This is a genomic window from Azohydromonas caseinilytica, from assembly GCF_012927045.1.
Taxonomy (GTDB): Bacteria; Pseudomonadota; Gammaproteobacteria; order Burkholderiales; family Burkholderiaceae_C; genus Azohydromonas; species Azohydromonas caseinilytica.
The window spans coordinates 1-9,541 of sequence record NZ_JABBFW010000059.1 but is presented as its reverse complement, the minus strand read 5'-3'; the positions used below and the strand labels follow the sequence as shown (position 1 = coordinate 9,541).

The following is a 9,541-nucleotide window of genomic DNA, read 5'->3' as shown; positions in this document are numbered from 1 at the left end:
CGGCCGGCCGTGCTCGATGTGCGGCGAGCCCTCGCGCAAGGCCCGCTCGATGTCCGCTCGCGCGTAGTGCCCGGACTTGGCCAGGTGCAGGGCAATCGCCCAGTCCATTCGCTCGAAGTCCACCGCGTCCAGGCCATGGTGCGCCAGGACGCGCTGCGCCTGCTGCCGGTACACCATGAGGGCGTCGCGCTGCCACACGTGGTCCGGCGCGGCCTGGATGGCCTCCAGCCGCGCCGCCCGCTCCAGCCCCTCCCCAACGTGCTCAAGGAACATCGGCGCTGCTGCAGCGACCCGGCCCGGGCTCTCGTGCACCAGCACGTAAGGCTGGCGGCCGTCGCGCGTGTGCCCGGGCTGCTGGTTCGTGAAGCCCGCCAGCCGGCCCCAGCTGCGGCTGCTGGCTTTCTCCCGCGTGCCCGCGTAGTGCTCGGCCAGCGCGCGCACGGCCGCCTCGCGCACCTCGGCCGGCAACGGCCGCGCTGACAGCTTCACCCACGCCTGGAAGCGCCCGGGGCTGGCCTCGATGGCCGCCGCCGGCGCGAAACCTTCTTCCGCCATGCGCGCCAGGTCCGCCCGCTGCAGCCCGTCCACCAGCACGAGGCCATGCTCGCCCTCGGGCCGGATGAACACGTCGTGGCCCCGTGCGTTCATCCGCTTGAGCCACGCCACCGACTGCTCCAGCTCCTGCGCGCTCCAGCTCCGCTTCACCACCGCCCCGGTCTGCGCCTCGCGCAACGCCACCTCCACCCGTGCCACCCCCAGCGCCTTCACCTGCGCCTGGACGGCTTCAAGGCTTCGATCACGGCGGGTTTCAGCACCTCGGCCACCGCCTTCGGGTCCAGCACCACCTCGGGCGACTTCGGCGGCGCCACCCAGAGCCAGAACACGCTCACGAGCGCCGCCGTCACGAGGCCGGTCACCCCCGCCAGCACGTAGTGGCTCCACGCCAGCCGCCGCTCGGCGCATAGCAAGGTCGAGGCGGCTTTCTCCGCGCGCTCCGTGGCTTGGTTCCAGGCCCGCGTGGCTTCGTTCATCTGCCCGGTGAATCTGTCGCCCTGCTCTCGCGTCCGTTGCTGGATTTCGGCCAGGGTGGTTTTCGTCTCGTCCGACAGCGCGGCCATGGCCTGCGCCAGGGGCTCCAGCGCCGCGGCCAATTCCTCCACGCTCTGGTGTTTGGACTGCCTCAACTGCTCGATCTGCCCGCTCAACTGCTCCAGGCGCTGCGCGCTCGATACCGCGGCGGACAGCCGCAAAGTCTCGGTCTTGCTCATATCCGATACCCCGCTTGGCCAAACCCGCCGGCGTGTAGCCCCGGCCCAGGTCGCTGCCTTTCATCACCACGCCGTCCAGCCGGTACGACAGCCCCGAAAGCTTCGCCCCCTGCAGTTGGACCACCGGAATCAATTCCACCCCGGCCGCCTCCAGCCGCTGCACGTAGTCGCTGAAATCCCGGCTTTTGTGCGCCGCTGCGTCGCACAGCGCATGCAATTGCATGCGTGTGGACGGCTTTCCCGTGCGCATCCCGTGCTCGATTTCGCCCCGGGTATAGGCCCGCCGCTGCGCTTCGTGGCTGGGGGCCACCCGCTCCAGGCGATAAACCCGCTCGATCTCGCGCACGATCCTTTCCTGGCGCGAATAGTCCAGGCTGTCGCTCACCACCTCGCCACCGAAGGTGATGCGGTTGGCCAGGATATGGATGTGCTCGTGGTCGGTGTCCAGGTGCCGGGTAATCAGGAATTGGTTGTCTTTGAATCCCATGCCCTGCAGGTAGCGCCGGCCGATTTCGCGCCATTGCTCGTCACTGAGCTTTTCACCCGGCGCCGCCGACAGCGACACGTGCAATACCGCCTTGCCCACTTTCGGGCGCAGCCGCCGGATTTCCCCGAATTCCGCCGCCAGCTCGCGCGGCGTCCGGCCGGCCATGTTGGTATCGATGACGCGGCCTTTTTCCTGCTTCAGGTCGTAGTCCAGGGCCCCACGGAATCCCCGGCCCTTGACCAGCTTGGCAATCACGCCCCGCGCTCCACGCCAATCAAGGCCAGGCGCAGCCGGTTCACCTCGCCGGCCAGGCGCTGCAAATGCGCTTCCGTCACGGTGACGAAAGCCCCTTCATTTGCCAAGCGCGTGAGCTGATTCAGATTCGCTGCCAGCCGGGCCAGCTCGGCATATTGCTCCCGGTTCACCGCCGGCACTGGCGGATCAGGCAGCCGCCTTTTCAGGGCCGCCTCGCGCAGGTAATGCGCCGGCGTCAGCCCTAATTGCGTCGCCTTCGCCTGCAGCGCCTCGAATTCCGCCGCCGACACGCGCACGCCGATGGTTTGCGAGCGCACCGCTTCGGGCTCCAGCCGGGGTCGCCCGCCCCGCCCGCGCCTGGGTTTCGTCTCCGTCACGAAAGCACCTCCCGCGTCCTGCGGCGGCGGCCAGCGCAGCGTGCCGCCGCCTCGGGGTCAAGGGGCGGCAGCCCCTTGCAAGCCGTTTGAGCGCTAGCGAAAACATGGCTTGCTTCTAGCCTTCGCTGCGCCGCCGTGTACGCATGGTGCGCCGGTTGTGCGCGCCCAAACGCAACGGTGTGTGCCAAGGTGCAGGAACTCTACAACTACTACCCGCTGCAGCTTCTCATCGACGCTTTAGTGCTAAATGAAAAATAGTAGAACGTGACAAAGGCCTCCAGTAACGATCCATACAACGTCTGAATATTTACCGCTTCGCCAAGAAATTTGATGCCTTTTGCTACCCCAAAAAACACAAACCCTTTTTAATAACTCATGAGCACAAGTGCGTTTGGCACGCAGTTGCATTCAAATCAAACAAGCAATTATGTATTGGTCGCCACAGAAAACTCATCACCGACGCCAAGCTGGCTATACTACACAATCATAACTGCAATTTAAAAACAGAACAGAATAACATCCTTACTAGCTTGCTACTCAAAGCCGCACGCCAAGATCAGCGCACTAAGCAACAGGAAATTTATTAGCCCACTAAGGGGGTGACTCGCAATGCATACAGAAAACACGCATTATGCTCAAAAACCAAAGAGCACCGTACACATAGTTTCTAAGTTAACATATTGATTCAATATATAAATTTTGATAGAATGAATGCCCAATCCGATCGATTGCACACCACAAAAGGGAAGCAATGAAGACAGATAAGACTCGAGCATATTTTCATACCGACGAACTTGAAAAAGAGATATGGAGTGACTGCATATTTGTTTTAGACACCTCTGCGATTCTCAGTTTTTATTTTTACTCCAAGGAGTCGCAACAAAAAATCATTGATAACGTTCTAAAGCCACTGCAGAGTCGCCTATGGATACCAAGTCATGTCGAATTTGAATACTTAAAAAACAGAAATAAAGCCATAGGCAATCCTATAAAAGAGAAATACGACCCAATAAAAAAACAGCACATTCCAGAAATAACGGACGCCATAAAATCACTGGACTCAAAAATAAATGACCTTAAGCAAAAAACTCAAAAGCAAGACACACATCCGTTTATTGCCTCATCAACATTCGAAAAAGTTTTGGAAGCTATTGATAGCTTGAGAAACAACTTTGAATCTTTCTCCAAGAGTTCAATCGATCAGATTGAAAATCAGATATTAGAAATCAAAAACATGGAGTCAAACGACACAGTGTTAGAAGGAATGTCTCAAATCCTACAAATAGGGAATGGGTTCAGTTATAAAAAGAAGTGTGAAATATTGGCAGAGAGCGAGATAAGGTATCGCAACAAGATACCACCCGGATACAAAGACGCAGAAGGCAAAGATGCAAAAGATGGAATGCAAAGGATTGGCGACCTGATAATATGGTTTGAGATAATTGAGAAAGCAAGGACCACCAAGAAGCCCATTGTATTTATCACGAATGATGTAAAGGAAGACTGGTGTCATACAACCAGACACGGTAATGAAACTCGCATTGACCGCCCTAGGGAAGAACTCATAGAAGAAATTAGAGAAAAAGCAGATGTTAACTTTTGGATGTATAGTTTTCCTCAATTCTTATATGTAGTCAACAAGCTTTCACCTGTGTCAGTTGATACTTTGACCATAGATGAAGCAAAAGCAGCTGCAGAGGAACAGCTTTTTCTAAGCACAGACAAAGTTCGCTACGACGGCATCTATGTGAGCCCGCACCCAAAGGATGGTTATTGTTATTGTTTGCGGTTTTTTGAAGACGGCTCGGTTTTCAGCAACACTGTTTTAGCTGAGCGAGCACACAATATCACAATAAACGCAAACAATTGTAAAGGCAGAGGACTATATATTATAGAGGACAATACTATATCTTTCGCTCTTAATTACGATAAGGGCGTGGTAGACTACGCTGGAAAAATAAGAGGCGAAAAGCTAATTTTCGATGTACATAGTCGCATAAATAGCTACAAACGAAAAGGCAGAGCATATTACTTCATTCCCCAGACAACGCGTATTTACGGGAATGTTGTTGTGCGTCAACGCGCGGGCAGGATAGTAGGTAGAGTTCGCTAACCGGCGGCGTTCAACTGGAACCCTTTGGCAGCGCTGTTGTGGCGCGACTGCGCTGTAGTCCACCGCTAGGCAGGACTGCAGTAATGGCACAACAGCGCAACTGTTTCCCGTCGGTGCTACACCCTGTCCCCAGGTGTCCGCTTAGCGCGCCCCTGTCCCCTCGGATAATCTCAATAATCTGAGGTCGGTTTTTTATTGTCAAAAGTATAGTCGTGAGATTTGGTGCTAGCTTTTCTAGCCGTGACAATGACTTGCGAATGGCTAAACAGAACTAGTACCAAGCGTGATAATCTTTTGTGCCAGGCTTTTGAACCACCTCAACTTAAGGAGTCAACAAAATGGCCCAAGAAGAATTTGATGAAGATTATGATGATGAAAACGAAGACACGGTTGACGATGATCGTGAGTATTTAGAGGCTTGCGAACGCGCAAACGCATTAGAAGATGCAGAAGCCGATAAAGAATGCGGCGACGATGATGATTATGATGAGGAGGATATGCACGGAAGTCATTCAATTGGCGACCCAGAAGATGAAGAAGAAATAGAAGACGAGGAAGAAGACGATGATGAGGATTTAACTCTGGAATAAACAAATACCGGCGCAAGAAGCATCCTTTTTGCGACGAATCAGCGACCCAAGCCTGACAAGGGTTTAGGTGTCGCAAAAAGCAGTCGCACAATGGCCCGATGGCACTCATCGGCTACGCGCGCGTCTCCACCGACGATCAGAACCCGGCTTTGCAGCTCGATGCGCTGCGCGCGGCCGGCGTGGACCAAGTCTTTGAGGACCGGGGTGTCCCCGGCGCCCAACAGGCCCGCCCAGGCCTCCAGAAGGCCCTAGGCGCGCTTCAAAGGGGTGACGTGCTGGTGGTGTGGCGCCTCGACCGTCTCGGGCGCTCCTTGGCCCATTTGATCGGTCTGGTGAACGAACTGCGGGAGAAGGGCTGCGGCTTTCGCTCGCTCACCGAGTCCATCGACACCGCCACCGCCGGCGGCGAGCTGGTGTTTCACCTCTTCGGGGCCATGGCGCAGTTTGAGCGCGCCCTGGTGGTGGAGCGCACCCGCGCCGGCTTGGCTGCGGCCAGGCAGCGCGGCGCCAAGCTCGGGCGCAAGCACGCTCTGACGCCTCGCCAGGTGCAGCACGCCCGCCAGCTCATCGAGGCCGGCGAGAGCCCCACGGCCGTAGCCCGGTCGCTGTCGGTAGACCGCTCCACGCTCTATCGGGCTTTGGCCCGCGTCAGCGCCAAGCCGGCGCCCTGAGGTCTTCTGGATGCCAAGGGGGCCCGCGCCGCGCCAGCGGCGTGGGGGTGAAGCCCCGCCGTAGGCGGCCCGTGGATCTGGCTTGCCGGAGGGAGAGCCGGCGAAGCCGGGGGAACCCCGCAGGGGTGCCCCGCTGACTTGTTCACACAAGTCGGCGCTCCTACTACAGGGAACTACAGGTAACTACAGGCGTTTATTAGGAGCGTCACCGTTTATGCGTGAAAGCGTCACCGTTTATGCGTGAAAGCGTCACCGTTTATGCGTGGATAACTTGCCCAATCCACAGCCTTGAAGTGTCCAGCTTGGCCTGGACACCGTCACCGTTTATGCGCAGTCATACGCTTGGCTTGCGTTGAACGTGAGGCTGCCCGGGTTTGACGGTTAGACCCTTGTCGGACACATCGAACTCGGCTGCGGGATAGACGGCAGCGACCTTGCGCAGCTCGGTCAAAAACGCTGCCTTGAACTGGCGCAGAAGCTTGTAGTCCGAACCGAACTGCCCGGCGATGGCTTCCCACGGGACCGTGCTGGCCTTAGTCATGTAGCTGGCTCTGTAGGTCAACCAGGCATAGGTGTCCAAGGCCAAAGGGGACTGCTTCAGCGCTTTGAGCGCCCGTTGATCTACCGGCACCGGTCGATCAAGGATCTCGTTGAAGAAAGGCTCACTCAGGACCACCTTGGATCGCCACTGCGCGGCCTGCGCTGGATCTTTGGCATCCCACCACAGCACCGCTCTGTCGGCGACGGAACGATTGAGGATGCCGGTTCGGCCACCCTCCTTGTAAATCGCGTTGACAGTGCAGGCGAACAGGCGCGCCGTTTGGTTCTTCAGCCTCGTGATGGAGCCCCAGCGCCCACCTGTAGGCACCAGACCGATTTCACGCATGAAGGCCGACATGCTGTCGCCCAGCTCGATCTCCCGGCTTCTGGTGCGGACGGCTTCCGTGCTCAACCAAGCCAGCAACAGGCGCGGGACACTGCCGTAGGGAAGGCCGGGATCGGCAGGCGCCATCATCGTGAGAGTGAACGAGCCGTTCTTGCGCTCGAAGTGGGTTCCCTCAACCTTCCGATGCGGCATGGTGGCTTGCACCATGCAACGGGCCAAGTAGCCCAGCGCACCGGCATCAGCGGCTGCCTCTGCTTCGATGGCCAACGCCTCGCTGATCAGGGCCTCTTCCGTTGGCTTCAGAGTCTGCTTACGGCTCGACATATTGATATCAAGCAATCACGATATCGTGATATCAAAAGCTGCGGCGCCGCGTTTTGGAACGTGGCCGCCCCTGGATCGGGCTCAACCCTTCCGACTCACGCATGCGGTTGATGGCGTGCTCCAGCAGTTCCTGCACCGACCAGCCGCGGTGTCGGGCGTAGTCGGACACGACTTCATGGTCACGAGGATTCAGCCGGAACACCACGCCGATAGGGCGGTTGTCCTCTTCAGACGGGATTTGCGGTGCAGGCGTAGGCGCTGGCGAAACGGCAGGAGCAGCCGGGGCAATACCGGCCAGCGCCCTACCCAGGACATTGGGCTTCTTGCTCATGGGATCAACTTCTGAATCTGGGCCCACAGCGCACCGATCTGCTCGGCAGCCTTGCTTCGTGGACTGAACTCGTGAACAGCCTGGCCCGTAGCCAGCGCACGGCCAAACTCGGCCAAGTCACTGCACTCGATCAAAGGCATCCCAATACCGGCCAGCGCCTCACGGGTCTGCTCGGCTTCGAGTCGTTGCCCTTTCACCTTGTTTAGGACCAAGACCGTGGGCTTGCCTGCAGCCTGCGCAATAGCCAGCGAGCGCGGCAATGCACTGAGCGGCAAGTAACTTGGCTCAGTCACGACGACATTCACATCGGCCAGCCGCATCAGATCGGCCACCGCAGCATCAGCACGCGGCGGCGTATCAACGATGACGTGCGTGGCACCCTCTGCTGCAGCCGTCGCCAGCAACCGCTTGAGGCCCAACTGCTTGAAGTCGCTGAACGAGTAGAAGCGAGGGACCGCTGCAGCTCGGGCCTTTATCCACGTCGCGCTAGACCCTTCCGCATCCTGATCGTCGGTGTCGATCAGCACGGCACCAGGGCCAGCACAGGCAGACAGGTGGCACGCCAGCGTGGACTTGCCAACGCCGCCTTTGCGAGCAGTGACCACGATCACGCGTAGTGGAAGGGTAGGATTGGGATTCACGGCAATCATGATATCTTGATATCACGATTTCATGAAATCTTTGATTCGTCACCCTGACGAAAACGGCTTGAGGCCGTAGCGTTCGCACAGCTCCCGCATGGCCCGCTCGGCTGCCCAGCGCTGAAAGTCGTGGAGCTCCGCCTTCTGCGGGTCCTCCAGGTCTCGCAGCAGTACCCCCAGAGCGTTCAGGAGGGCACCCGTGGGCTGGCCTTCGGGCTTGCCGGCTTCTGCCTCCAACTGCGCCCGCCATTGGCGCTTCCTGTAGGCCGCTTGCCGCTCCGCTTGGGTCATGGCCCGTGAGCCCTTCGGGGGCCGCCCGGTGGGCCGTCGCGCCAGCGCGGCCGGCTCGTCCTGTGCCGGTAGGGGAGGGGGAGCCTTGGGCATTTCAGCCTTTCGTCACGGTGACGAAAGACTCTACTGCGGCCGGGATGCCGCTGGCCGCGCCGCCACCGCTGCCCGTAGGGGCAAGCCTCACAGGCTGTGGCTTGGCCCCTCATGGCCCTTCCACGCATCCTGCTGACCAACGCTATGTCGGTCATTAGCAAGGACGTGTGTGGACAGCGAAAATCTAGGGCCTATCAAGCCGCTAGATCAGATTTTTTATGCGATAGATGCTTGCTTCTATCGCATAGAACTTCTATGATCTGGTCCTCAATCGACATGGAGGGGTAAGCATGGAATCTGTTGTTGTGTTTACGGGCAAGGATCGCTCTACGATGACCCAGGAGGGGGGATCTGGTCATTGGGCTGCGCGCGATGACCGAATTTCCAACGCAGAGTACGTGGTATGCGTTAGGAATCGTCGTGAGCAATGGGCAGCAACGGACCTTGAGCATGGAACGGCTTTTCTGGTTGGAAAGATTGCTGGTACAACCCCTGCCCCTTACGATGGACGGGTTATTATTAAGTTCAGTGAATACGCCGAGATTAATGTCCCTGATTCTTGGAAAGCTATCACTGGAGGGCAAAGGTTTCCTGTGGCCTACATCGAAACCAACAAGCTTTTCAACGCCCTAGGAATCAAACTTGAAAGTCTTGAATGGAAACCATTTCAAGAATCTCCCGAGCAAGACGAACCCAGGAGCAAATCCCCTTTCACGGAAGCCAAGGAATGGCTTGCCAAGCAGCTGAATATCGATGCAGACTCGATTGAAATTCATATTCGAGCCTAACAATTAATTGATTTGACGCCTTGCCGCAAGCATTGGCAGGGCGCCTCATCATCAATAAATTAGCTCAAATTCATAAAAAAATAAAATACACTATTAATCCTCTAATTCACCAATCTCTTATCCGCTTGAGCTACGCAACCTCACAGGCTGTGGCTCGGCCCCTCTCGGCCCCGCTCGGGCGCCCGGCCCAGCGCGCGCTGCTGCTGGATCTCCCGCCCATGCCCCCGCCAGTGCTCCAGCACTTCCGGTGCGTTCCAGGCCCGTTCGGACACCTGCCGGGCGTAGTCCTCGATCCCGCCCGGCCGGCCGTGCTCGATGTGCGGCGAGCCCTCGCGCAAGGCCCGCTCGATGTCCGCTCGCGCGTAGTGCCCGGACTTGGCCAGGTGCAGGGCAATCGCCCAGTCCATTCGCTCGAAGTCCACCGCG

11 protein-coding genes and 2 pseudogenes are annotated in these 9,541 nt (G+C 58.1%); 4 read left to right on the top strand and 9 right to left on the bottom strand.

The genetic code is table 11. The features are described 5' to 3' along the window. The 4 genes and pseudogenes from HHL10_RS30905 to HHL10_RS30895 form a co-directional block, all read right to left on the bottom strand. Positions 1-768 (bottom strand): DNA-primase RepB domain-containing protein (locus tag HHL10_RS30905; RefSeq protein WP_310734706.1); only part of this gene is annotated, 768 nt, incomplete at its 3' end. After that, complete coding sequence (locus HHL10_RS30900) at positions 765-1,268, bottom strand: IncQ-type mobilization protein MobB (RefSeq protein WP_235971872.1); 504 nt, start codon at positions 1,266-1,268, stop codon at positions 765-767. The genes HHL10_RS30900 and HHL10_RS30905, both read right to left, overlap by 4 nt. A 328-nt stretch (positions 1,269-1,596) precedes the next feature. Beyond that, positions 1,597-2,010 (bottom strand): annotated as a pseudogene (locus tag HHL10_RS31430) (relaxase/mobilization nuclease domain-containing protein); the annotation flags it as partial. Beyond that, the gene (locus tag HHL10_RS30895) at positions 2,007-2,327 is read right to left on the bottom strand and encodes a plasmid mobilization protein (protein WP_375138997.1); all 321 of its coding nucleotides are present in this window, start codon (positions 2,325-2,327) and stop codon (positions 2,007-2,009) included. The pseudogene HHL10_RS31430 and the gene HHL10_RS30895, both read right to left, overlap by 4 nt. A gap of 811 nt (positions 2,328-3,138) precedes the next feature. Between HHL10_RS30895 and HHL10_RS29580 the strand changes: the two genes are divergently transcribed. The 3 genes from HHL10_RS29580 (at position 3,139) to HHL10_RS29570 (ending at position 5,761) form a co-directional block, all read left to right on the top strand. Further along, complete coding sequence (locus HHL10_RS29580; protein WP_169164020.1) at positions 3,139-4,500, top strand: PIN-like domain-containing protein; 1,362 nt, start codon at positions 3,139-3,141, stop codon at positions 4,498-4,500. 338 nt (positions 4,501-4,838) lie between these two features. Next, complete coding sequence (locus HHL10_RS29575) at positions 4,839-5,090, top strand: hypothetical protein (RefSeq protein WP_169164019.1); 252 nt, start codon at positions 4,839-4,841, stop codon at positions 5,088-5,090. Positions 5,091-5,188: 98 nt separating this feature from the next. Then, the gene (locus tag HHL10_RS29570) at positions 5,189-5,761 is read left to right on the top strand and encodes a recombinase family protein (RefSeq protein ID WP_169164018.1); all 573 of its coding nucleotides are present in this window, start codon (positions 5,189-5,191) and stop codon (positions 5,759-5,761) included. A 334-nt stretch (positions 5,762-6,095) separates the two neighbouring features. Here the strand turns inward: HHL10_RS29570 and HHL10_RS29565 are convergent, their stop codons facing one another. From HHL10_RS29565 to HHL10_RS29550, 4 genes are read right to left on the bottom strand one after another with little or no spacing between them, the layout of a single operon-like run. Beyond that, positions 6,096-6,986, bottom strand: a complete 891-nt coding sequence (locus HHL10_RS29565; RefSeq protein ID WP_205833285.1) for a replication protein RepA — start codon at positions 6,984-6,986, stop codon at positions 6,096-6,098. 16 nt (positions 6,987-7,002) lie between these two features. Next, on the bottom strand, positions 7,003-7,302 hold the full coding sequence (locus tag HHL10_RS29560; protein WP_169164017.1) for a hypothetical protein: 300 nt from the start codon (positions 7,300-7,302) through the stop codon (positions 7,003-7,005). Then, the gene (locus tag HHL10_RS29555; RefSeq protein WP_169164016.1) at positions 7,299-7,952 is read right to left on the bottom strand and encodes a nucleotide-binding protein; all 654 of its coding nucleotides are present in this window, start codon (positions 7,950-7,952) and stop codon (positions 7,299-7,301) included. The genes HHL10_RS29560 and HHL10_RS29555 overlap by 4 nt, the downstream gene beginning before the upstream one ends. A gap of 39 nt (positions 7,953-7,991) precedes the next feature. Beyond that, positions 7,992-8,234 carry a hypothetical protein gene (locus HHL10_RS29550; protein WP_169164015.1) on the bottom strand — a complete coding sequence of 81 codons (243 nt, stop codon included), beginning with the start codon at positions 8,232-8,234 and terminating at the stop codon, positions 7,992-7,994. Positions 8,235-8,617: 383 nt separating this feature from the next. Here HHL10_RS29550 and HHL10_RS29545 point away from each other — a divergent pair, with 383 nt between their 5' ends. Beyond that, positions 8,618-9,115: a hypothetical protein gene (locus tag HHL10_RS29545; RefSeq protein ID WP_169164014.1), complete on the top strand. Its 498-nt coding sequence runs from the start codon at positions 8,618-8,620 to the stop codon at positions 9,113-9,115. A gap of 140 nt (positions 9,116-9,255) precedes the next feature. On the opposite strand, the pseudogene HHL10_RS29540 reads toward HHL10_RS29545, so the two are convergent. Next, positions 9,256-9,541: pseudogene (locus tag HHL10_RS29540) on the bottom strand (hypothetical protein); the annotation flags it as partial.